This window comes from Parendozoicomonas sp. Alg238-R29, from assembly GCF_947331445.1.
In the GTDB taxonomy this organism is placed as follows: Bacteria; Pseudomonadota; Gammaproteobacteria; order Pseudomonadales; family Endozoicomonadaceae; genus Sansalvadorimonas.
This window is the reverse complement of sequence record NZ_CAMZOG010000026.1, coordinates 23,551-45,768: the sequence shown is the minus strand read 5'-3', so window position 1 is coordinate 45,768 and position 22,218 is coordinate 23,551. Positions and strand designations below refer to the sequence as shown.

At 47.8% G+C, this 22,218-nt stretch carries 19 protein-coding genes; 10 read left to right on the top strand and 9 right to left on the bottom strand.

Translation table 11 applies throughout. The annotated features are described in order from the left end of the window. Positions 1–111 precede the first annotated feature (111 nt). The 4 genes from QMA35_RS08750 to QMA35_RS08735 all read left to right on the top strand — a co-directional run bounded on the left by QMA35_RS08750 (position 112) and on the right by QMA35_RS08735 (position 3,831). Positions 112–1,275, top strand: coding sequence for a phosphoglycerate kinase (locus QMA35_RS08750; protein ID WP_281646765.1), 1,164 nt, complete (start codon positions 112–114; stop codon positions 1,273–1,275). Between the two features lie 75 nt (positions 1,276–1,350). Further along, positions 1,351–2,427, top strand: coding sequence for a class II fructose-bisphosphate aldolase (gene fbaA / locus QMA35_RS08745; RefSeq protein ID WP_281646764.1), 1,077 nt, complete (start codon positions 1,351–1,353; stop codon positions 2,425–2,427). Positions 2,428–2,554: 127 nt separating this feature from the next. Continuing rightward, the gene (locus tag QMA35_RS08740; RefSeq protein WP_281646763.1) at positions 2,555–2,788 is read left to right on the top strand and encodes a YgdI/YgdR family lipoprotein; all 234 of its coding nucleotides are present in this window, start codon (positions 2,555–2,557) and stop codon (positions 2,786–2,788) included. 80 nt (positions 2,789–2,868) lie between these two features. Then, positions 2,869–3,831: an alpha/beta hydrolase gene (locus tag QMA35_RS08735; protein ID WP_281646762.1), complete on the top strand. Its 963-nt coding sequence runs from the start codon at positions 2,869–2,871 to the stop codon at positions 3,829–3,831. Positions 3,832–3,843: 12 nt separating this feature from the next. Here QMA35_RS08735 and QMA35_RS08730 read toward each other — a convergent pair whose 3' ends face one another. The 5 genes from QMA35_RS08730 to QMA35_RS08710 all read right to left on the bottom strand — a co-directional run bounded on the left by QMA35_RS08730 (position 3,844) and on the right by QMA35_RS08710 (position 8,522). After that, positions 3,844–5,253, bottom strand: coding sequence for a hypothetical protein (locus QMA35_RS08730; protein ID WP_281646761.1), 1,410 nt, complete (start codon positions 5,251–5,253; stop codon positions 3,844–3,846). Between the two features lie 162 nt (positions 5,254–5,415). Continuing rightward, positions 5,416–5,544, bottom strand: coding sequence for a hypothetical protein (locus QMA35_RS08725; protein ID WP_281646760.1), 129 nt, complete (start codon positions 5,542–5,544; stop codon positions 5,416–5,418). A gap of 149 nt (positions 5,545–5,693) precedes the next feature. Continuing rightward, positions 5,694–6,890, bottom strand: coding sequence for a DUF4785 domain-containing protein (locus QMA35_RS08720; RefSeq protein WP_281646759.1), 1,197 nt, complete (start codon positions 6,888–6,890; stop codon positions 5,694–5,696). Beyond that, positions 6,887–7,756, bottom strand: coding sequence for a hypothetical protein (locus tag QMA35_RS08715; RefSeq protein WP_281646758.1), 870 nt, complete (start codon positions 7,754–7,756; stop codon positions 6,887–6,889). Before QMA35_RS08715 ends, QMA35_RS08720 begins: the two co-directional genes overlap by 4 nt. Before the next feature lie 142 nt (positions 7,757–7,898). After that, the gene (locus QMA35_RS08710; protein WP_281646757.1) at positions 7,899–8,522 is read right to left on the bottom strand and encodes a YigZ family protein; all 624 of its coding nucleotides are present in this window, start codon (positions 8,520–8,522) and stop codon (positions 7,899–7,901) included. A gap of 401 nt (positions 8,523–8,923) precedes the next feature. Here QMA35_RS08710 and QMA35_RS08705 point away from each other — a divergent pair, with 401 nt between their 5' ends. The 3 genes from QMA35_RS08705 (at position 8,924) to pflB (ending at position 14,233) form a co-directional block, all read left to right on the top strand. Continuing rightward, complete coding sequence (locus QMA35_RS08705; RefSeq protein ID WP_281646756.1) at positions 8,924–9,625, top strand: PAS domain-containing protein; 702 nt, start codon at positions 8,924–8,926, stop codon at positions 9,623–9,625. A gap of 101 nt (positions 9,626–9,726) precedes the next feature. Continuing rightward, the gene (gene pta / locus QMA35_RS08700) at positions 9,727–11,832 is read left to right on the top strand and encodes a phosphate acetyltransferase (protein ID WP_281646755.1); all 2,106 of its coding nucleotides are present in this window, start codon (positions 9,727–9,729) and stop codon (positions 11,830–11,832) included. Positions 11,833–11,953: 121 nt separating this feature from the next. Beyond that, a complete protein-coding gene (pflB, locus tag QMA35_RS08695; protein ID WP_281646754.1) occupies positions 11,954–14,233 on the top strand; it encodes a formate C-acetyltransferase in 2,280 nt (759 codons plus the stop codon). A gap of 343 nt (positions 14,234–14,576) precedes the next feature. Here pflB and QMA35_RS08690 read toward each other — a convergent pair whose 3' ends face one another. Continuing rightward, positions 14,577–15,968 (bottom strand): tryptophanase, encoded by a 1,392-nt coding sequence (locus QMA35_RS08690; RefSeq protein ID WP_281646753.1) that lies wholly within the window; start codon positions 15,966–15,968, stop codon positions 14,577–14,579. Between the two features lie 516 nt (positions 15,969–16,484). Here QMA35_RS08690 and QMA35_RS08685 point away from each other — a divergent pair. Beyond that, a complete protein-coding gene (locus tag QMA35_RS08685; RefSeq protein ID WP_281646752.1) occupies positions 16,485–17,465 on the top strand; it encodes a DUF523 and DUF1722 domain-containing protein in 981 nt (326 codons plus the stop codon). 222 nt (positions 17,466–17,687) lie between these two features. Here QMA35_RS08685 and QMA35_RS08680 read toward each other — a convergent pair whose 3' ends face one another. After that, positions 17,688–18,458: an SDR family NAD(P)-dependent oxidoreductase gene (locus tag QMA35_RS08680; protein ID WP_281646751.1), complete on the bottom strand. Its 771-nt coding sequence runs from the start codon at positions 18,456–18,458 to the stop codon at positions 17,688–17,690. A 51-nt stretch (positions 18,459–18,509) separates the two neighbouring features. Then, entirely contained in the window at positions 18,510–19,325 is an 816-nt protein-coding gene (locus QMA35_RS08675) for a protein-tyrosine phosphatase family protein (protein ID WP_281646750.1), read from the bottom strand. 117 nt (positions 19,326–19,442) lie between these two features. On the opposite strand from QMA35_RS08675, the gene nfo reads away from it, so the two are divergent. Beyond that, entirely contained in the window at positions 19,443–20,297 is an 855-nt protein-coding gene (gene nfo, locus QMA35_RS08670; RefSeq protein ID WP_281646749.1) for a deoxyribonuclease IV, read from the top strand. 56 nt (positions 20,298–20,353) lie between these two features. Next, the gene (locus tag QMA35_RS08665; protein ID WP_281646748.1) at positions 20,354–20,830 is read left to right on the top strand and encodes a YHS domain-containing (seleno)protein; all 477 of its coding nucleotides are present in this window, start codon (positions 20,354–20,356) and stop codon (positions 20,828–20,830) included. A gap of 78 nt (positions 20,831–20,908) precedes the next feature. Here QMA35_RS08665 and serA read toward each other — a convergent pair whose 3' ends face one another. Further along, positions 20,909–22,138 carry a phosphoglycerate dehydrogenase gene (serA, locus tag QMA35_RS08660; RefSeq protein WP_281646747.1) on the bottom strand — a complete coding sequence of 410 codons (1,230 nt, stop codon included), beginning with the start codon at positions 22,136–22,138 and terminating at the stop codon, positions 20,909–20,911. Between the last annotated feature and the right edge of the window lie 80 nt (positions 22,139–22,218).

The window sequence follows — 22,218 nt, the reverse complement described above, 5'->3', positions numbered from 1 at the left end:
TACTCACATGAATACCAATAATACCTACCCATCACGAATGTCTGGCACCTGCCGGGTTTTTATCCGAAGCCCCCGGTTATTACCTGAAGTTAAATTAGAAGGATTTTCATCATGTCTGTGCTGAAGATGACCGACATTGACCTTTCCGGGAAGCGTGTGCTTATTCGGGAAGACCTGAATGTTCCGGTGAAAAATGGTCAGGTGACCAGTGATGCTCGTATTCTCGCATCTCTACCTACGCTTGAGCTCGCCTTAGCCGAAGGGGCTAAGGTGATGGCAACCTCCCATCTGGGTCGCCCTACCGAGGGTGAATATGATGAAGCTTTCTCCCTCAAGCCTGTTGCTGATTACATTGGCAAACTGCTGGGTAAAGAGGTACGCCTGATTAAAGACTGGCTCGATGGCAACTTTGAAGTTGCTGAAGGCGAGCTGGTCATTCTTGAGAACGTGCGTTTCAACGCAGGTGAAAAGAAGAATAATGAAGAGCTGTCCAAAAAAATGGCAGCACTTTGCGATGTTTACGTGATGGATGCTTTTGGTACTGCACACCGCGCTCAGGCTTCTACTCACGGTGCTGGCAAATTTGCAGATGTCGCCTGTGCTGGTCCTCTGCTGCAGGGTGAGCTGGATGCTCTGGCTAAAGCCCTGGATGCGCCAGCTAAACCAATGACCGCGATTGTTGGTGGCTCCAAGGTTTCCACCAAGCTGACTGTTCTTGAGTCTCTCTCCGAAGTGTGTGACCAGTTAATTGTAGGTGGTGGTATTGCGAACACCTTCCTGGCGGCTGCTGGCAAGCCTGTGGGTAAGTCTCTGTATGAAGCGGACCTGATTCCTCAGGCCAAAGCGCTGATGGAGAGGTGCGATATTCCTCTGCCAGTCGATGTGGTTGTGGGCAAGAAGTTTGACGAGAACGAACCTGCCGTTGTGAAGATGGCTGAAGATGTTCAGGACGACGAAATGATCTTCGACGTTGGTCCTAAAACCGCTGAACTTTTCGCTAATGTCCTGAAAGATGCCCGCACAATCGTGTGGAATGGCCCTGTTGGCGTTTTTGAATTCGATCAGTTTGGCGAGGGTACCAAATCACTGTCTCTGGCTATTGCTGAGTCTCCAGCCTTTTCCATTGCTGGTGGCGGTGACACTCTGGCAGCTGTGGATAAATATGGCATTAAGGAACAAGTGTCTTACATCTCCACTGGCGGCGGTGCATTCCTTGAATATGTTGAAGGCAAAAAACTGCCTGCTGTAGCCATGCTGGAACAGCGCGCAGAATGATTCCCAAGAGCAGATTGTCTCAGACAATCTGCTCTTCTTTTGTATTGTTTTGATTTTCTAAACAGGAAAAGACATATGTCTCAGAAAATTCTCGATCTGGTAAAACCAGGTGTGCTTTTTGGTGACGATGTACAGAAAGTCTTCGATGCTGCCAAGGCTGGCCAATTCGCTTTGCCTGCGGTGAACGTTGTTGGCACCGATTCTGTAAATGCTGTGCTGGAAGCAGCCGCTACAGCCAAGTCACCAGTTATTGTGCAGTTCTCCAACGGTGGCGCGACTTACTTCTCCGGTAAGGGCGTGAAAGAAGAAGGTCCTAAAGGCGTTCTGGGAGCTGTTGTTGGTGCCAAGTATGTTCATGCAGTAGCAGAAGCCTATGGCGTACCTGTGATTCTGCATACTGACCATGCTGCCCGTAAGCTGTTGCCATGGATCGATGCTCTGCTGGATGCAGGTGAAGAGTTCTTTGAGCAGAATGGCAAGCCGCTGTTCTCCTCCCACATGATTGACCTTTCTGAAGAGTCTCTGGAAGAGAATGTTGGTACTTGCGTGGAATACATGAAGCGCATGGCCAAGATTGGCATGACTCTGGAAATTGAACTGGGTTGCACCGGCGGTGAAGAAGATGGTGTGGATAACACCGGCATGGACAGTTCCATGCTCTACACTCAGCCTGAAGATGTTGCTTATGCCTATGAGCAGCTGAACCCTGTTAGCCATCGCTTCACTATCGCAGCTTCTTTCGGCAACGTTCACGGTGTTTACAAGCCTGGTAACGTTCAGCTGACGCCAAAGATTCTGGATAACTCCCAGAAGTACTGCTCCGACAAGTTCGGCCTGCCAGCCAAGTCTCTTAACTTTGTATTCCACGGTGGTTCTGGTTCTACCGAAGCGGAAATCAAGGAAGCCGTTTCTTACGGTGTGGTGAAGATGAATATCGATACCGATACCCAGTGGGCAACCTGGGAAGGTGTTCTGAATTACTACAAGGAAAAAGAAGCTTACCTGCAGGGCCAGCTGGGTAACCCAGAAGGTGCAGACAAGCCTAACAAGAAGTACTACGACCCACGCGCATGGTTGCGTAAGGGCCAGACTTCTATGGCCGCTCGTCTGGAACAGGCTCATCGTGATCTGAACAGTATCGATGTTCTGTAACGACTGACTGTTTAAGCTCTTCTTAGCGGCAGTGTTTGGTTCTACCAAGCGCTGTCGCTGATTCCCTGCCTTTCTCCTTATGCTCTTCTATATTTGCAGCTCTGGTTTCCTGTTACTGGAGTCGGCAGTGTCTGGTTTTGACAGTTTTGTGAAGTGTGTTCCCGCCGGGATGATTCTGGCTTCCGTGTTTCTTACTGCTTGTTCAACGCCTCATGTCGTTAAGCTGAAAGATGGCCGAGAGTTTATCTCCACCGGCCAGCCTGACTATGATGACGACACTGGCTTTTATGAATTCAAAACTCCAGACGGGCGAGAAATGGAACTGAACAGGGATTTGATCGAAAGTATCCACAGCAAATAAAACATGACCTGACAGGGTGCGGTTAAACACAGAACGAAAGTATACTTTCAGAAGATTTTAAAACTTCTGGAAGCTAACGCGTGTCCCGAGCCATTCCTGACAGTGAAAAACTGGAATCACTGCGTAAAAATATGCAGTTGTTATCTCCTGTCCCACAGGAGTTTGAAGATGGCCGGGCGTATTACCTGAAGGCTTATGGACTGGAATTCTCTGATATCTCGGGAGATATTTTCTACAGTGGAGGTTTTCTCCGGTCAGGAGATTTAAAAATCTCCTGCCATCTCTGGAGGCAGCATTCCAATAAAGGAACCGTTGTTCTTCTCCATGGTTACTTTGATCATGTTGGCCTTTACGGTCATATCATTCGTTTTTATTTGGAGCAGGGGTTTTCAGTTTTTACTTATGATCAGATAGGACATGGTTTGTCGTGTGGTGATCGGGCCAATATTGATTCTTTCAGTTCCTATACCCGCGTTCTCAGGATGTGCCTGGATTGGTGCAAAAAAGCAGACCTGCCAAAGCCGTTTCATCTCAGTGGTCAAAGTATGGGAGGAGCGATAGTTTCAGAATTTTTGGCAGGTGAACGTTGCACCAAAGATGAATACTCTATCGATAAAGTGATTTTGTTCGCACCATTGATACGGCCTGTTTTGTGGCGCTGGGGACGAATTCAGTATCAGCTGGTTCGGCGGTTTATAAGCAGTGTTCCAAGATCTCGCTCAAACAATTCCAACGATCACGAGTTCTTAGAGTTTCTTGCCAGGGAACCTTTGCAGTCACGGACTCTACCTGTGGGCTGGGTTGGTGCTATGAGTCGGTGGATTAAGAAGATTGAATCTATTGCCAAGCCTTGCGGCTTTGATGCCTTAATTATTCAGGGGCAGAAAGATGGAACTGTAGATTGGCAGCATAACATGCCAGTGTACAAGCGACTTTATAAATCTGTTGATGTGTTTTATATCCCGGAAGGTCAGCACCATCTGGTCAATGAGAGTGAAGAGATTCGTCAGCGTTACATGGGCTGGTTGCTGAATAAGCTGTAAATCTCTTCAGGTTTATCTCACAAGCTTTTTCAGCAACTGGTATGCGGCATCCATCGCGTCCAGCCTTTTATCAAGATGACGATTGGCCATATCTCGCATATCGCTTTGAGACATGGGGCTTAGTTCAGCTTCAGTTGCTAGCCCTGTCTGTTCCAGGATCCCTTCCAGATCTTCCTCATCGCCAGTGCGGACTTCTTCGGTAAAATGAGACAGGTCATCGAGAACTTCTGCATAAGCATCATCTAACACGGCTTTTGTCAGAGGCTTATCTTTAGGGATTTCAAACAACGCCAGCGCATTATTTATATCCTGCTTAGAGGGTTCTACACGTCCGGGGCTATTTAACGCTGAGGTTAACAATTGTTGAGATTCCCGAATCTGGTTTTCTCTTGCTTTAAGCATAAGGCCGGCTATTTTCAGTTTTTTTGCATCGTCCATCTGTGAAATGTCTTCTGAGGGGATTCTCTTCGAAGCAAGGATTTCGTCTGCTTTGGGAGTTGGAGCAAGATCTTGTATAAGAGATCCATTCTCCTCCTCTAGTAGTTTCATATCAGAAGACAGCTTTTCAAGAGCGGCATCAGATGCTGTTTTCACAGTTTCCCTAGACAGTTCTTGCTCAGGAGGAATATCAAGTTTGGCTTTAGCTGAACTCAACTGCTTTTGAGTAATTGATGCGTTGTCATTTTGAGTATTCGGCACGCTTGGTTGCACTCTTACTCTGGGGCGAGGTGGAACGGCAGGCCGTTCAAATGGCAGTGGAGTTGGAGGTGAAACTGGTGGTTTTACTGAGCTTGAAGGCTTAGTAGGTGTTGGCTGAGAGCTTCGAGGGCTATAGGGCGGGGGGCTGTCTTGTGTTCGGGGATGTCCACCCATTAACTCAGCCTTATGTTGCTGAAATTCAGCCGCTACTCTTTGTTGCGGGTTATATGAACTGCGATTGGTAACCGTCAACGCTTCAGAATGATAACTTTGCCCAGGTGAAAGAACGGTCCATTGGGCGTTTTGGAGTTGTGAGAATGCAGGCCAGCTAGCCAGGTTATTTTGTGCGTAACCATGGTTCTGGGATGTAGCATAAGGTTGCGATGAATAATGCGAGACTGAGAATCCGGGCGTTGAATAAGTTGTATTAGGTGGAAGGTTCACATATGACTGTTGCTGTGCATATATCGCCTGCGGCTGGTTAAAGTAGTTCTGGGGAGGAACTGTACGTACCGGGCGGCTGAATAAATCAACAGACACTTGCTGTGAAAATCCACTCTGACGCATGGAAACATGTTGCTGAAAGTAAGGCTGGGCAGGATATGGTCGAACATCCCTACCTCGATTATGACCAGCAACCGGGTTAGCGTTGGCTGGGGATTTATGCCCAAGACTCGAATGTTTGAGACCAACAGCATGTGCAATTTGAGAAAAGAAACCCACAACAACCTCCCTGTTTACTGCGAGTACCACCTTTGGAACTACGGTTACTGATTCCTTTTAGTGTAGTTGTCTGACTTCTATCCTCCGACAAGAACCGTAGGCCAGCCCATCACAACTGTTCCGCCATGAGCCGTAGGTGACGTTATTCGGGCGGTAGGCCTATTACATATTACACATTAAAACCGTGAAACTTCCTGTCAGAATAAGGTTAGGTAGGCCTACACAGATGCATGGCTGACCCACTGTTTCTGCCGGTAAATTGCCTATCAAAACAGTGTTGGGTATTGGCATTATCGAGCCGCCAACGTGAGGAATAAGTAGTAGAGCTGGGTTTGTATGGAGCAAACGTGCATGTCTGTCATGCGGGCGGCGGGGAACATGGTGGATCCCTGAGTGAAAACAGGCTCTTGGTGTTGTACACAGAGAGCCTGTCTGTCAGCTCAATCTACCTGTGCTTGTTTGTGGAGAACAGCCAGTTTTCCCTGATCAATCAGTACAAGATCCTTCAACTTATAGGGCGGCTGCATATTGCTTTTTTCAAGAATACTCTCATCATAGGCCAAATTGATGCTTTGTCCGCCCGCCTCAAGCCAGTAGGCTGAGTGGCTGCGCATAATGGATACCAGTTTGCCCTCGGCATTGGTTCCGTAAATAGAGCCTCTTAAACCGTAGCGCCCTTCTTTAGAAACACTCAGGTTGATTGTGGCAGCTATACCGGCAGTCATAATTGGGATGATGTTTTGGAACTTTGCGGTCTGTGAAGCAAGCGCGAAAGGTAATTTTGCCGAACGCCTTACTAACTGATCTTCTTCGCCAGCTGTTACATTAATGAATAGCTCGTACAGCTCACCAGGAGTCAGAGTCTGTATGCTGGAAGGGAGCAGTGTTTGCCACTGACCTTCTTTTTCTTCCAGAAGGCTCAGATCGTAAGTCTGCCCAGAAGGGCTTACGAGGTAGGCTTGATACTCAGCATCCGTGATGGCCTGCTTTTCTTTTTTGATCAATGCTTCAAAGTTGAAATTTTCTCCGGCAAACAAAGTCAGGTTGCTGGTGGATAGATGAAGAATCCGATCACTGCCTTTTTCTTTCACATTGATAATGTAGTAGTCATCTCCCACAAGCCTTTGAGTGGAACGAAGGTTGAATCGGCCGGTTCCTGATTTTGGATTAAAGCGAAAAGCTGCGGAACCCTGAAAAATAATAGTGCTGGATAACTGCTCCTCTGTGACAAGGCTTTCAATCGCTTTTTCCTGTTTCTCGAAGTCTTTATAGATTTCCAGCTCTTCAGGGTTAATGGCTATTGCACGTTTGGAATTTTTAACCAGTGACGTGAGCCGAACCAGTGCTCCTGGATGGCTGATATCCAAGTCAACACCTTTTGAAAGCTGCTCTCCGGAAATCCGAAACCAGTACTCATCGCTTTTGAGATTAACCTGCTGCTTGTGTGAGTTTCCCTTCCAGAGCTCGCCGTTACCCGGAAAACTCATGTGGATGGTTTGTTTTTCAGTCGTGATTGCTGGCGCCGGAGGTTGAGGAATATCTGTTGCAGCAACAAGAGTGGCGAAAGCCACCCCTGTAAAACTTACTGCACACAGAAACCAGCGTAATGGTTGTGAGTGTGCGGCAAGCGTGTTCATAGGCTGTTTTGCACCTCTGCCCGAAGGATTGTATCCAGGTTGAAGCACTTCCGTCGGCTTTGGTTATGACTGAGAGGTTCTTTGCCTTTGGTACGGCTCTTGTCATAAAACCACACGCTACCTGCGCCGGCCTGAGATGTGCAATTTAGAAAGCCATCGGAGCAGTTGTCCAGCCAGTTCTGAGTGAATTCAAGGCCTACCTGCCTGGAATAACCACCGCAGTAACTATCACTGTCCCAGACTGCAGACTCTACGTCAGAGCCTACAACAGACCGGAATGTATTAGGCAGATTTGGACGGCCAGACGTACCGTAGAGATACTGGGCGTTGTAGTTAGCCATCCAGCCAGTCTGCTGCATTTTAACGGCATCATTGCCGTATCCTAAAAAACCTCCAATGAGTTGTTCAAACACTGTGCCCTGCGTTGCTGCGTCAGCCAGGGGAGTGCCAAGACTTGACGGTGCCAGTGCAATAATCTGGCTGGTGGCGTTGATTATGTTAGGGTATCGGGAGTCACTGGTCGGGTTCGACTGAATCCAGCGCATAACATTGCCACCATTTGAGTGGGTAACCACAATCAGGCTGGAAATATTTTTCTGCTGAATAAAGCTGGTCAGTTGTCCTGCAAGGCAACCTGCAGCATCTGGATGCCACATGTACTGCTGAAAGTCGCAATTAATGACAGTGTAATTGCTCGCATTGGGCAGCCCCTGTTTTACTGAATTTATAAAACTGCCTGTCCAGTAATCATCGTAGGCATTGGTTTGATTACTGGTTCCATGAACGAAAGCAATGCCGGTATTGGCATGCACTGAGAAAGTAGCGAGTGTGCTAACAACTGCCAGTATCGAGAGTAGTTTTTTCATTTGTAGGTATCTTGGCTCGTTTGAGTTTGGCCGCCTGGCAACAAACCGCTTATTCCCTTAAGCAGCGCCGAGTACTACAAATTTTGAAACTAGCAGTTGTGTAGAAAAATACAAAAAGAGTTTCTAATAATCCGTGAGAACTTCAATGTATCTTGCTGGAAGCTATAACAATATTTCCTTTGAAAAAATTAATCAGGTGGTCTTTGAAGAGCGATACCTGTGAGGTGGGAATAGAGAGCTTTAACTCAAGGGAAGAACCATAAACTGTTTCGACAACAGCCCCTTTATGTTGACCAACAATATGTTGGATGTCATTCAACTGGTCATAACTACACGAGAGTTGTAACTCTGATTGTGGAACCCTGAGAGTTGTCTCCAGAACTGCAAGAGATGCACCCACTCCACCACCATAGGCACGTACCAGCCCCCCCGTTCCCAATTTTATGCCGCCGGAATAACGTACGACGATGGCACAGACTTCACCTATACCAGAACCACACAGTCTGGCGAGTATTGGCTTGCCAGCAGTGCCTGAAGGTTCCCCATCATCACTAAATCCCCATTGTTGAGCATCATTTGGGGAACCAGCAATGAAAGCCCAGCAGTGGTGTCTGGCATCCGGGTGTTGTTGTCGCATTGATCGGATAAATTCCTGAGCTTTTTCTCGGCCGCAAGTATGGGTAATGTAAGTAATAAAGCGGCTTTTCTTAATACTTTCTTCTGTTTCAGCTGTCTTGTCTGGAATCAGGTAGGAGTTTGGTGTCATTGAGGGTTGGAGAGCCTGAAGTTTACGTAGTAGCGGCAACTGTAAGTGAAAATCGGAATATTGTCTTAAAAGTGAGTCCGCAACGCCCTTGGTCAATTCCTGTTTACATATGGGTGATCAAAAAGTATGCAGGTATTTTCCTCTGCTAAGTTGGCTGGTAGGTCGTCACAATAGGTAAAAGGTACGATTTTCCATGTTCAACTCGAAGTAAAAAACTAAAAGTCTATTGATTTGCAACAATCCCAATTTCAACTCTTTCAACTATAGTTGAGCGCAAATTGAAGACTGTTCTCGCTTGGCTCATTCGTACTGTTTGCATTGTTCTTCAACAAAAAAATTATGCGGAATGGAGCCATATAGAAACCTGATATTCCTGTTGTTCAGGGTTTAAGGCTTAACCGATGATTGAAGATGCAGTGGCAGTTCCCGAAGATGTTTCCATGTGGCGCCGAGCCTTCAGCGATGATGATCGTAAAATTATCCGTTCCATGGAAACAGTGGTAGACGGCGTCGCTAGTGTATTTGGTTCTTTTTGTGAAGTTGCTCTGCACTCATTGGAAGATCCAGCACGCTCCGTTGTGAAAATTGCTAACGGTGTGGCAACCGGACGAGACGTTGATAGCCCTATTACCGAAGAAGCTCTCAAGCAACTTCACGAAATTGCTTTGCAGGAAGGCAGTGATATACGCCATGCCTGCAAAAAGACCCAGGATGGTCAGCTGTTCAAATCCACTAGTATGGTGATTCGTAACAGCAGCAACCAGCCCGTGGGTATGTTGTGCATCAACATCAATATGAGCGTACCGGCCAGTGATTTCATGCAGGCTTTTGTTCTGCAGGGAATGAATAATACTCCTGTTGCCGGACACTTCCCCTCCAGTGTTGATGACTTAGTGGAAAGCACTGTAGATCGCACGATCGCTGAAGTTAACAGTAATCAAAAGCTGTCAAACAAAGTGAAAAACAAGCACATCATTATGTCTTTATTTGATAAAGGCATTTTCGACATCAAAGAAAGTGTGCCAATGGTGGCAAGGAAACTGGGTGTCTCCCGACACACGGTTTATCTTTACATCCGCCAGCGCAAACTCGGAGAAGGCTGAGTTTAACTTTAAACAACCAGCCTCCCCGGAATTCAGGTGGCTCAGGTAGTGATCCTGTCTGAGCCTGACTAGTGGGTTATATACCGGATACCCGAGAGATCATGCATACCTTTTATGTTGCGCCAACACACTATGGTGTTGGTCTGACTTCTGTCTCCCTTGGACTCGTACGCGCCCTCGACAAGCTGGGCTGTCGTGTTCGTTTCTTCAAGCCTATCGCCCAGACCGAAATTGCTGGTCCTGAGCACTCTGTGGAAATGGTTCATGCGACCATGTCCCAGCAACCAGCCGATCCAATTCCGTTCAGCCGCGCTGAAGATCTTCTGGGTGCTAACAAACGCGATATCATGATGGAAGAGATCGTCAGCAGCTTCGACCGTATTTGCACAGCCGCAGATGTTGTGATTGTTGAAGGTATGGTGCCCACTCGCAACGCGCCTTACATGAGTCGCCTGAACGCTGAAATTTCTAAAAACCTGAATGCTAAAGTCATTCTGGTTGGTCAGGCTGAACAAGGTGAAAGCCTGAGTGATATTGTTGATCAGCTGAACATTGCTGCAGACAACTACGGTGGTCTGAACGGCAAGAATATTCTTGGCTACGTTCTGAACAAGCTGAACACTGAAACCTTCGACGAGCTGGGTGGCGAAAACACCTATAACGCTCTGTCAGGTCTGGAAAAAACTGCCTCCCTTCCTCTGGGCTACATCCCATGGCGCAGTGAACTGTCTGCTGTTCGTACCAAAGATGTTGCTAACGATCTGAACGCAGAAATTTTGTTCGCTGGTGAAATCGCAACCCGTCGTGTAACCAGCTGCGTACTGTGTGCCCGCACAGCCGCTAACATGAGCCACCTGCTCAAGCCTGGCGCTCTGGTTGTTGTTTCCGGTGATCGTGACGACGTGATTCTGGCTTCCTGCATGGCTGCCCAGAACGGTGTGCCTTTGGCTGGTCTTCTGATTACTGGTGGTGTTAAGCCTGCTGAAGGTATTCAGGCGCTGGTTGAGAAGTCTCTGGGTGAATCCGGCCTGCCAGTTATGATGATTGAAGACGGTTCCTACAAAACGGCTACCCGCCTTGATCGAATGAGTTCTGCTGTACGTTCCGATGATCTGGAACGTATTGAGCAGGTGATGGAAGCTGTTTCCGATCACATTAATGTTGATGCTCTGCAGAGCATGATTGCGACGACCAGTGAGAAGCGCCTCTCTCCTCCTGCTTTCCGTTACCAGCTGATGCGCCAGGCCCAGGCCGCTAACAAGCGCGTTGTTCTGCCTGAAGGTGACGAACCTCGTACCATCAAGGCTGCTGCTATCTGCCAAGAGCGTGGTATTGCCAACTGCGTTCTGCTGGGCAATCCGGACACTATCCGCAATGTTGCAGAAGCTCAAGGTATTACCCTGCCTGAAGGGCTGGAAATCATGGACGTGAATAAGATTCGTGGTCAGTACATTGAGCCTATGGTTGAGCTGCGCAAGAGCAAAGGCCTGACCGCTCCTATGGCGGAAGCCCAGTTAGAAGATACTGTTGTTCTTGGCACTATGATGTTGGCAGCGAATGATGTGGATGGCCTGGTATCTGGCGCCGTACACACTACCGCTAACACCATTCGTCCCGCTTTCCAGTTGATCAAGACTAAGCCGGAAGCCAGCAATGTTTCTTCTATTTTCTTCATGCTGATGCCGGAACAGGTTTTGGTTTACGGTGACTGTGCCGTTAACCCCGACCCAACTGCTGAGCAGTTAGCCGACATTGCCATTCAGAGCGCTGACTCTGCTGCGTCCTTTGGTATTGATCCTCGCGTTGCCATGATCAGCTACTCCACCGGTGCTTCCGGTATGGGCGCTGATGTTGAGAAGGTGCGAGAAGCAACTCGCATCGCTCAGGAACGTCGCCCTGATCTGGAAATCGACGGTCCTCTGCAGTACGACGCGGCCTCCGTTGAATCTGTTGCCAACAGCAAGGCTCCAGGAAGCTCCGTTGCTGGCCGTGCGACAGTGTTCGTATTCCCTGATCTGAACACTGGTAACACTACCTACAAGGCTGTGCAGCGCAGCGCCAACGTAGTGAGCGTTGGCCCTATGCTGCAGGGCCTGAACAAGCCTGTTAACGACCTGTCCCGTGGCGCGTTGGTAGATGACATCGTCTATACCATTGCCCTGACTGCAATCCAGGCCAAGGCTGAAGAAGACGCGAAGAGCGCATAAACCTATTTAGTTGCCAGGATGACTGAGGCCGGAAGCGGGAGGATGCTTTACGGTATCAGCGTTTTGGTGACTTGTTCCCTGACTTATGACGCTGCCATAACAGCGATCGAGGGCAAATAATATGACTACTGAAAACATCCAAAACAATAGCTGGGAAGGCTTCGTTAACGGCGAGTGGAATGGTTCTGTTAACGTTCGTGACTTCATCCAGAAGAACTACACTCCGTATGAAGGTGATGGCAACTTCCTGGTTGGCGCAACAGATGCGACTAACAAGTTGTGGGTTGACGTTCTGGAAGGTATTAAAGAAGAAAACCGTACTCATGCACCGGTTGATTTCGATACCAAGATGCCTTCTACCATCATCAGTCACGATGCTGGTTATATCAACAAAGACCTCGAAAGCATCGTTGGTCTGCAAACTGAAAAGCCTCTGAAACGTGCGATTCTGCCTAATGGTGGTATTCGTATGGTAGAAAGCTCCTGCAAGGCTTATGGCCGTGAACTGGATGCAGATACCAACAAGGTTTTCTCTGAATACCGTAAGACCCATAACCAGGGTGTTTTCGATGTTTACACAGCCGGTATTCGTGCTGCACGTAAGTCCGGCGTTCTGACTGGTCTGCCAGATGCTTACGGCCGTGGTCGTATTATTGGTGACTACCGTCGTGTTGCTCTCTACGGCATCGACTTTCTGATGAAGGATAAGGCTGCCCAGCACGCATCTCTCGAAGAGAAGCTGTGCTCTGGTGAAGCTCTGGAAGATACCATCAAGCTGCGCGAAGAGATCTTCGATCAGTACCGCGCACTGGGTGACATGAAAACCATGGCTCAGAAGTACGGCTGTGATATCTCCCGTCCTGCTGCTAATGCTAAGGAAGCTGTTCAGTGGACTTACTTCGGCTACCTGGCCGCGGTTAAGAGCCAGAACGGTGCTGCAATGTCCATGGGTCGTGTTTCCACTTTCCTGGATATCTACATCCAGCGTGACCTGGAAAACGGTACTATCACTGAAGCTGATGCTCAGGAATACATCGACCACTTCGTAATGAAGCTGCGTATGGTGCGTTTCCTGCGTACTCCAGAATATGATGAACTGTTCTCCGGCGACCCTATCTGGGCGACTGAATCTGTTGCTGGTATGGGTCTGGATGGTCGTACTCTGGTTTCCAAGACCAGTTTCCGCTTCCTGAACACTCTGTACACCATGGGTCCTTCTCCTGAACCAAACATCACTGTTCTGTGGTCTGAGCAGCTGCCTCAGGGCTTTAAAGAGTACTGCGCCAAGGTTTCTATCGACACCAGCTCCATTCAGTACGAAAACGATGATCTGATGCGTCCTGATATGGACAGTGATGATTACGCGATTGCTTGCTGTGTATCACCAATGGTTGTTGGTAAGCAGATGCAGTTCTTCGGTGCCCGTGCCAACCTGGGTAAAGCTATGCTTTACGCCATTAACGGTGGTGTGGACGAGAAACTGAAGACCCAAATCGCACCTAAGACTGCGCCGATTACTTCTGAAGTTCTGAACTACGACGAAGTGATGACCAGTTTCGACAACGTTATGGACTGGTTGGCCACTCAATACGTTGCTGCCCTGAACTGCATTCACTACATGCACGACAAGTACAGCTATGAAGCTGCGCTGATGGCGCTGCATGACCGTGATGTGTTCCGTACTATGGCTTGCGGTATTGCTGGTCTGTCCATCGCTGCTGACTCTCTGGCCGCTATCAAGTACGCCGAAGTTAAGCCCGTGCGTGACGAAAATGGTATCGCTGTTGATTTCGAAATCAATGGAGATTATCCCAAGTACGGTAACAACGATGACCGTGTAGACGACATTGCTTGTGATCTGGTTGAGCGCTTCATGAAGAAAGTTGCGTCTCACAAGACTTACCGTGGTGCTTTACCGACTCAGTCTATCCTGACCATCACATCCAACGTGGTATACGGTAAGAAGACTGGTAACACTCCAGACGGTCGTCGTGCAGGTCAGCCTTTCGGCCCTGGTGCTAACCCAATGCATGGTCGTGACACCAGTGGTGCTGTTGCATCCCTGAGCTCCGTTGCCAAGCTGCCATTTGAGTACGCGAAGGATGGTATTTCCTACACCTTCTCCATCGTGCCTAAAGCACTGGGTAAGGACGACAACAGCCGTCAGAAGAACCTGGCTGGTCTGATGGACGGTTACTTCCATAACGAATCTGAGCGTGAAGGTGGTCAGCACCTCAACGTCAACGTTATGAACAAGGAGATGTTGCAGGACGCGATGGAAAATCCTGCCAAGTATCCTTCCCTGACCATCCGTGTTTCCGGTTACGCTGTACGTTTCAACTCCCTGACTCGTGAACAGCAGATGGATGTTATCACCCGTACCTTCACTGAAACTATGTAAGGTATAGGCTCTGTACTACAGAAAAGCCGCTGAGCAATCTCAGCGGCTTTTTTATTGCCTTCACCTTATTACCTTCAGATCGTCACCCGTCGGCTAAGTTTGTGTGACAGCATGCAAAGGCAACTATGAAATTTTAAGGCAAGCTGGCAAACCTTTACGACGAACTGATTGATCATGGCGCCAGCTATTTGGCTGTGCGTGATATACCCGATTATTTGAAACGGCATCTACCATAGGTCGCGATAGTGATCATTACCTCTGGAAAGATGAAAGTCTTGCCTCTCCTTAAGCAAGGTTTCAGCTCCCTTATGGTTACACCGGTAAGCTTTAGTGAACCTTGTTATCAGTGGCTGACAGGCTTCAATCGTGCAGTGAAGTGGCGTAGTACAGGAGGTTCATATTCAAATTTCAGACCTTTAATCTGTTCACTTCTCTGAGCAACAGAAGTCAACGCATCAGCGATGTAATCCATATGGTCATTGGTATATACACGACGAGGAATTGTTAAGCGTAACAGCTCCAGAGGCGATGGTTTCTGTGCACCTGTTTCCGGATCACGCCCTAACAGCAGGGAGCCAATTTCTACACCACGTACACCACTTTCCAGATACAGTTCATTAGCCAGTGTGTGTGCAGGGAACTGGTGGCCAGGAATGTGAGGCAGCATCAGTTTGGCATCAACAAAGACTGCATGCCCTCCAGTTGGGTACTGGATAGGAACACCGCCTTTACGCAAGCGTTCACCAAGATATTCCACCTGCCCAATACGGTAATTGAGGAATTCTTCGTCGGTGCCCTCTTCCAGACCAACAGCCAAGGCTTCCATATCCCGGCCGGCCAGGCCGCCATAAGTCACAAAACCTTCCATGGGTACACAACGGATTTGGCAGGATTGGAATAACTTTTTATCCTTGCGGATGCAGAGCAGGCCGCCAATATTCACCATGGGGTCTTTCTTGGCCGACATGGTGAGCATATCTCCATAGGAGTACATTTCACCGATGATTTCCTTAATTGTTTTGTTCTCATAACCAGCTTCACGGCGCTTGATAAACCAGGCGTTTTCGCAGAACCGGGCAGAATCAATAACAACGGGAATGTCATGTTTATGGGCGATTTCACTGGTTGCTTTGATATTGGCCATGGATATTGGCTGGCCACCGGAACTGTTGCAGGTGACGGTAATAATCACACCGGCAATATTTTCTGCTCCGTGCTGCTCAATGGTTTTTACCAGAGCTTCCAGATCAAAATTGCCCTTCCAGTCATAGTAAGACGTGGTATCCAGGGCTTCTGGAGTCAGAGTATTGATCGCTTTGGCACCATTCAGTTCCACATGGGCAGCGGTGGTATCAAAGTGATAGTTGGAGATGAAGGCTGGTTTGTCACCTTTGACTCGTTCAATCAGGCAGGGAAACAGCACCTGCTCGGCACCACGACCCTGATGAGTAGGAATAGTGTACTCATAACCAAACAACTCTTTAACTTTCTTATCCACATTAAAGAAGTTGCGGCTGCCAGCATAGGACTCATCACCCATCATGAGTCCGGCCCATTGGCGGTCACTCATGGCTCCGGTGCCAGAGTCGGTTAGCAGATCGATATAAACATCTTCACTTTTCAGCGAGAAAGGGTTGTAGCCCGCCTCAATCAAAGCCTTTTGCCGATCTTCAAAAGTGGTCATGCGAATTGGTTCAACCATTTTGATGCGGAAAGGTTCAGGGATACGTTTCATTTTGATTTCCATAAATTCAAAGTATCAGTTGTACGCTGCCGGGTTCTGGATGCAGTGAAAAGCAGCGCTGAATTGACAGTGAAAACTGGTCAGTGAGCTGACCGGGGGAAATCAAAAGTGCAGGCGAAACGCAGCGCGGGATTCGTCGATAACGAACCACTTCACACTTGCATTAATATTAAGAGGATTCTTGTTTCGCATGACCATTCTTAGAGTTAGCCAGTACGCTGGAAATGTAATTCTCGTTATATTCTAGCGTCAATCAGTTGGCTGGGTGTTTTTTAGTCGTAAAAAATTGAAATCGGAGCCATCATCAGAGTCATAGAAGTGCTGGTGAGTTCTAGCTTTGTTGGTGTTGACCCAATTGTTTTCTTACTTCTTATACTGGATATCAACTTTCTGCACGCCTAAGAGCGTCGGAAGCTGATCAGTTAACTAAAGAGAAAGCTGTACTAACGAGCAGTATCCCTATAATTATTTACATAAAAGCAGCTCATGCAGGGAGATGGGGAAATCATGGCTATCGTAGAACGCTCAGAACCAGAAAAAGAAATTACCCTTGGCATCAGTGCTTGCCTGGCTGGTCAGAAAGTTCGCTATAACGGCGATCATAAGCGCTCTGGTTTTGTGGCTAACAGCCTGACTCGTTTTTTTCATTTGAAACCAGTTTGCCCTGAAGTTGAAATTGGCTTGGGCGTTCCCCGTGAACCCATACGTTTGGTAGGTGATGCGGAAGGTGATTACAGAGTGGTTGGTTCAGATCATCCTGATATCGATGTCACTGATAAGCTTGCTGACTTCGGGCGAGAGACAGCCAAAAACCTGGAGAGGGATATTAGTGGTTATATTCTGATGCAAAAATCCCCCAGCTGTGGAATGGATCGAGTTAAAGTTTATCATCAAAATGGGCACCCTTTAGGACGCAGCGAACCGGGAATGTTTGCCCGCACATTGATGGAAACTTCACCGTTGTTACCTGTTGAAGAAGAGGGGCGACTCCATGATCCGGTTCTGAGAGATAACTTTTTTGCCCGGGTTTTTGCTTGGCATCGCTGGCAGCAGGAAATGCGTGATGAACCAACCTATGCCGGATTGGTGGCGTATCACTCAGCTTATAAATATTTGATCATGGCTCACAGTCCACAGAACTATCGGAAGTTGGGGCAAATGGTATCTATTGGTAAGAAAAAGCCTGTAGAAGAGCTGGCGGAAGAATATATTTCCCTGTTTATGGAAACTCTGCGCAGTAAGGCAAACAGGAAAAGCCATACCAATGTTCTGCTTCATTTGTTGGGTTACATGAAAAAGGATCTGAGTGATGAATCCAAGCAGACACTGCTGGAGATTATTGAACAGTATCGTACGGGCATGATCCCTCTCATTGTACCAGTGACCATGCTGAGTCATTTCCTGAACATTCACGGTAGCCAGTATGTGAAGGATCAGGTTTACCTGAAGCCATACCCCGAAGAGCTGGGGCTGAGAAATACGCTGTAACACAATCCCCCTTTCGTTCGTTATGAACCGCCTGGATATCATGCTTATTTGAATAATGGGATGATGTAAATGGGGCGGTTACAAAGTTCTTTACTGGTTTTTCTCCTTGGGCTGGCTGCTATCTCTTGGGCAGAAACCGCCCCGAAATCAGGGTTAGACGTTGATCTGAAGAGGTTACGGAATGTTCTGTAACCTCACAGATACTGCAATAATGGGCAGAACTTAATTTGGTGGGGTCAGTTTTTTAGAAAGCCTTAACAGTAATGCTGTAGGCAGGATGCGCATGATTTTAAGAGGCAATATAAGGCGTTTGGGAAAATAGATTTCAAATGGCCCATTCCAGAAGTACTTTTCAATACGTCCGGCAGCTTTATCCACTGGCATCAGAAACGGCATATGGAAACGGTTTTGGCTGGTGAGTGGAGTTTCTACGAAGCCAGGGTTAATGATTCGCATAGCAATGCTCTGGCTTTTCAATTCAGCGTGCAACCCTTCTGCAAGGTTCATTAATGCAGCTTTGCTTGCACCGTAAGCACCGCCACCTGGCATTCCACGATAACCGGATGGGCTGGTGGTGATAATGATTTGCCGTGGCTTTGTCGTCAGGGCGTTAAGGCAAATGTCCAAACCGTTAGTAACAGACTCAATATTGAGAGAAAAAATGCGATTAGCTTCTGGAGCGTTGAAAGCCTTGAGAGGCATTGGTTTGTAAATGGCCGCGTTGTGGAGAACGGTATCAACACTTCCAAGGATTTTTTCAACCTGTTTGGCTGCATGTTGAAACTGCTCAAAACTGGTAGCATCAAGGGGGACTGCGATGATCTCTCCGGCCATATTGGCAGACTCTGCAGCCAGCTCCTGAAGTTGCTGGGCTGAACGAGCACTGACAGCAATTCGGTGTCCGCCTGATGCAAGTTTGAGGGCTAAAGCCCTACCGATTCCAGAGCTTGCCCCAATAATCCAGGCCGTTTTCTGGGAGTGTTTTTCTGCCATGATGCAATACACGTTTTTATTGTTTGTATACCAATAATAGAAACAGGCAGATCAGGAAGAAGCGGCAGGTTTGTCGGGTTGCTTGTCATTTAAGCCCTTGCAGAGCCACTCTCCATAACGATAAAGGCAGGCATATTGGCCCCCGGATTCAATAACCTTGGGATCTCTCTGTTTTCGTGCCTGAGTTATCAGATTATCAATGAGCGGGCGTAATACTTCCTGAGTAAGAGGCGTATGGGTATGCTGCTGATATAGCGCGGCAGCAATAATAAAAACACCTGTTCGTCCTAAACCTTGGTAGCAATGCACTATTCCGGATTTATGTTTATAGGGCAGATACCAGCTAATAAGGTGGTGAATGTCGTCGGGGTTTAACCCTTGCATACTTCCCCAACCAGTGACTTCCAGTGATGGGATTTGGTCAGGGCAGTTGTTGAGAGTCAGGGAGCGCGATGTTGCCACCATACCTGTTCCGCAAAAAGAAGAGCCGGCGAATTGAAACTGGATGTTTCTATTCGTACAAAACTCTTCATTCTTCTCCTTTTCAAGACCCATATAGCTGAACCTGTTGGCGAGATTAACAATGTATCCAGGGTTCTCAGTGACAGCTGTATAAAAGTTGTTCAGATCGTCTTCATAAGGTGTGCCGCTGGCGACACCCTCAAAGAGAGAGTTGCCTTTCCAGTTGAGTGATATTCGTGTTGCTTGCCAGAGTATTTCGTTGTTTTCCAGGGTCAGGGGCGTAACCGGATCTGGGTGATTTGGGAGTTCGCTATACCAGCTGGTGAGTATGTCGTCCGGCGGTGAATGCGTAGCACTTTGTGTGGGCTGTGGCGAACAGGGATATGTGAATGCTGAGGGTAACATTGTCTGACTCCAAACTTCCGTGAACATAGGAGTCTTTAAGCCCAGCTAAATTCAGAACATCTCAGTTAGCGTGATTAACTCAGGCATAATATATCCAAATATGTTGGAGATTCAGGTTTGTTACAAAGAAAGTTTGTGGGTGCCCATGTCAGTGCCGCTGGTGGCGTCGAAAATGCTCCGTTGAACGCTCATAAGCTCGGTGCGAGCGCTTTTGCCCTGTTTACCAAAAATCAGCGCCAGTGGAATGCAAAACCTCTGACTGAAAAAAACATTCAACTGTTTAAAGAGCGTTGCGAAGAATTTGGCTTTGCACCTGAGCAGATTCTTCCCCATGACAGTTACCTGATAAATCTGGGTCATCCGGAAACTGAAGCACTGGAGAAATCCCGTAACGCTTTTATCGACGAGATAGAGCGCTGCATGCAGTTAGGGCTCGACCGTCTGAATTTCCACCCTGGCAGCCACTTACGAACAATCAGTGAAGAGGAATGTGCCGAGAAAGTGGCGGAGTCTATAAACCTTGCATTGGATCGTACTGAAGGGGTTATTGCCGTTATTGAAAATACAGCTGGCCAGGGCAGTAATATGGGTTGGAATTTTGAACAGCTCGCCATAATGATTGATGGTGTTAATGACAAAAGCCGTGTGGGTGTTTGCATTGATACCTGCCATACCTTCGCAGCGGGTTATGATCTTCGAACGTATGAAGCCTGCGAGAAGACCTTTGCCGAATTTGAGCGTTTGGTTGGCTTTCAATACCTGAAAGGCATGCATCTCAATGATTCCAAGGGTGCGCTTGGTTCCAGAAAAGATCGGCACCACAGCTTGGGTGAGGGTGAAATCGGTTGGGAGTGCTTTCGCTATATCATGCAAGACCCTCGTTTTAACAATGTTCCCATGGTTCTGGAAACCATTGATGAAACGATTTGGGCTGATGAAATTCAGGCTCTCTATCGGTTAGCCCGAAAGTGACAAATTTCTGACAGGCTATTCTTTCAGGGTATGGTGTTGTTCATGGAGGAATAGCCGTGATCTTGTTTGGTTGGAAATCTTCACTTCTGGCTTTTGTTCTTGTTTTTACAGGTTTTTTTGGTGGCGCGAATGCGGCTACCAGCGAGTATTACACAACGTTTATGGGTAATGCTGCCGTTGGTGGGTTTGATACTGTGGCTTATTTCACGATGGGAAAAGCTGTAAAAGGGAAGCGAAAATATTCGTGGGAATGGAGCGGTGTGAACTGGCGTTTTGTGAGTGAAGAGCATCGGGAAATGTTTAAAGCCAATCCTGAAAAATACGCTCCCAAGTATGGCGGGCATTGTGCCTGGGCGGTGTCAGAAAAAAGTATGCTTTACCGGGGGAGTCCTCAGCACTGGAAAATCATTGATGGTGAGCTTTATCTGAATCACAACCCATCAATTAACAAACGCTGGATGAAAAATTACGAAGGGCATATCGATAAGGCCAACAAAGCCTGGCCTGAATTAAAAGAAAAATACATGCATTAAATGCGAGCGATGTCCTCGTCTCTTCATTGTTAAAACTTAAAGATACTGCACCACGGCAGTATCTTTAAGTAAAACCAATTAATACAGCACACGACAACGAATTGTCCCTTCAATCTCCCTCAACTTGGCAATAGCTTCTGCACTGTGGTGAGCTTCCAAATCTGTAACTACATAACCAACGCTCTCATTGGTTTGTAGATACTGACCAGTGATGTTGATGCCCTGCTCGGAGTAGATCTGGTTAATGCGGCTGAGAATTCCAGGAATATTCTGATGCACATGCAGAATACGGTGGTTTCCTTCATGGGTCGGCAGAGAGGCTTCCGGGAAATTCACAGACGACAAAGACGTTCCATTGTCGCTGTAACGCACTAGCTTATCTGCAACTTCTTTACCTATATTAGCCTGGGCTTCCAGTGTGCTTCCGCCAACGTGAGGCGTGAGAATCACGTTATCAAATTCGCGCAGCGGTGATACAAACTCATCGTTGTTGGATCGTGGCTCAACTGGGAACACATCAATTGCGGCACCAAGAAGATGCTTGTCTCTCAGGGATACGGCCAGAGCATCAATATCCACGACTGTACCGCGGGAAGCATTAATCAGAATACTGCCCTTCTTCATAGCCGCTAACTCTTTCTCGCCAATCATCCACTGGGTCGCAGCTGTTTCCGGAACGTGCAGCGATACAATGTCAGATGTGGCAAGTAGTTCTTCCAAAGACTCAGCCTGTGAAGCATTGCCAAGAGGCAGCTTTGTCACAGTGTCATGGAAAATAACCTTCATGCCTAAGGATTCAGCCAGAACGCTGAGCTGAGAACCGATATTTCCGTAACCAATAACGCCAAGCGTTTTTCCACGGACTTCAAACGAGTTGGCAGCGCTCTTGAGCCAGCCTCCCCGGTGAGCCAGAGCATTTTTCTCCGGAATACCGCGAGCCAGCATAATTGCTTCGGCTAACACCAGTTCTGCAACAGAACGAGTGTTGGAATAAGGCGCGTTAAATACAGCAACACCGCGCTCGGTGGCGGCAGTGAGATTAACTTGATTGGTTCCGATACAGAAGCAACCAACAGCAATCAGCCGTTCAGCGGCATCAAATACTTCTTTGGTCAGCTGGGTACGGGATCGAATACCTACGAAATGTGCCTGGGCGATTTTTTCTTTGAGTTCTGCATCCGGCAGGGATGTTTTCAGATACTCGATATTGTTATACCCGGCGGCCTGCAGTGAATCCACGGCAGACTGATGAACGCCCTCAAGAAGCAAAAAACGGATTTTGCCCTTTTCGAGTGAAGTTGTGGCCATGCTCACTTTTCCTGACTGCGTTTGGTTGTATTTATAGCCCCGGCCCCTCAACCGGGATGGCAAGTCTACCATAGGGATTC

Bases quoted from the DNA above. Each gene is read 5' to 3' on its own strand.
- QMA35_RS08675 (WP_281646750.1), bottom strand. From the start codon at position 19,325: ATGTTACCCTCAGCATTCACATATCCCTGTTCGCCACAGCCCACACAA.
- QMA35_RS08680 (WP_281646751.1), bottom strand. From the start codon at position 18,458: ATGGCAGAAAAACACTCCCAGAAAACGGCCTGGATTATTGGGGCAAGC.
- fbaA (WP_281646764.1), top strand. From the start codon at position 1,351: ATGTCTCAGAAAATTCTCGATCTGGTAAAACCAGGTGTGCTTTTTGGT.
- QMA35_RS08705 (WP_281646756.1), top strand. From the start codon at position 8,924: ATGATTGAAGATGCAGTGGCAGTTCCCGAAGATGTTTCCATGTGGCGC.
- QMA35_RS08710 (WP_281646757.1), bottom strand. From the start codon at position 8,522: ATGACACCAAACTCCTACCTGATTCCAGACAAGACAGCTGAAACAGAA.
- QMA35_RS08725 (WP_281646760.1), bottom strand. From the start codon at position 5,544: ATGCCAATACCCAACACTGTTTTGATAGGCAATTTACCGGCAGAAACA.
- QMA35_RS08685 (WP_281646752.1), top strand. From the start codon at position 16,485: ATGGCTATCGTAGAACGCTCAGAACCAGAAAAAGAAATTACCCTTGGC.
- QMA35_RS08715 (WP_281646758.1), bottom strand. From the start codon at position 7,756: ATGAAAAAACTACTCTCGATACTGGCAGTTGTTAGCACACTCGCTACT.
- serA (WP_281646747.1), bottom strand. From the start codon at position 22,138: ATGGCCACAACTTCACTCGAAAAGGGCAAAATCCGTTTTTTGCTTCTT.
- pflB (WP_281646754.1), top strand. From the start codon at position 11,954: ATGACTACTGAAAACATCCAAAACAATAGCTGGGAAGGCTTCGTTAAC.
- QMA35_RS08750 (WP_281646765.1), top strand. From the start codon at position 112: ATGTCTGTGCTGAAGATGACCGACATTGACCTTTCCGGGAAGCGTGTG.
- QMA35_RS08720 (WP_281646759.1), bottom strand. From the start codon at position 6,890: ATGAACACGCTTGCCGCACACTCACAACCATTACGCTGGTTTCTGTGT.
- QMA35_RS08690 (WP_281646753.1), bottom strand. From the start codon at position 15,968: ATGAAACGTATCCCTGAACCTTTCCGCATCAAAATGGTTGAACCAATT.
- pta (WP_281646755.1), top strand. From the start codon at position 9,727: ATGCATACCTTTTATGTTGCGCCAACACACTATGGTGTTGGTCTGACT.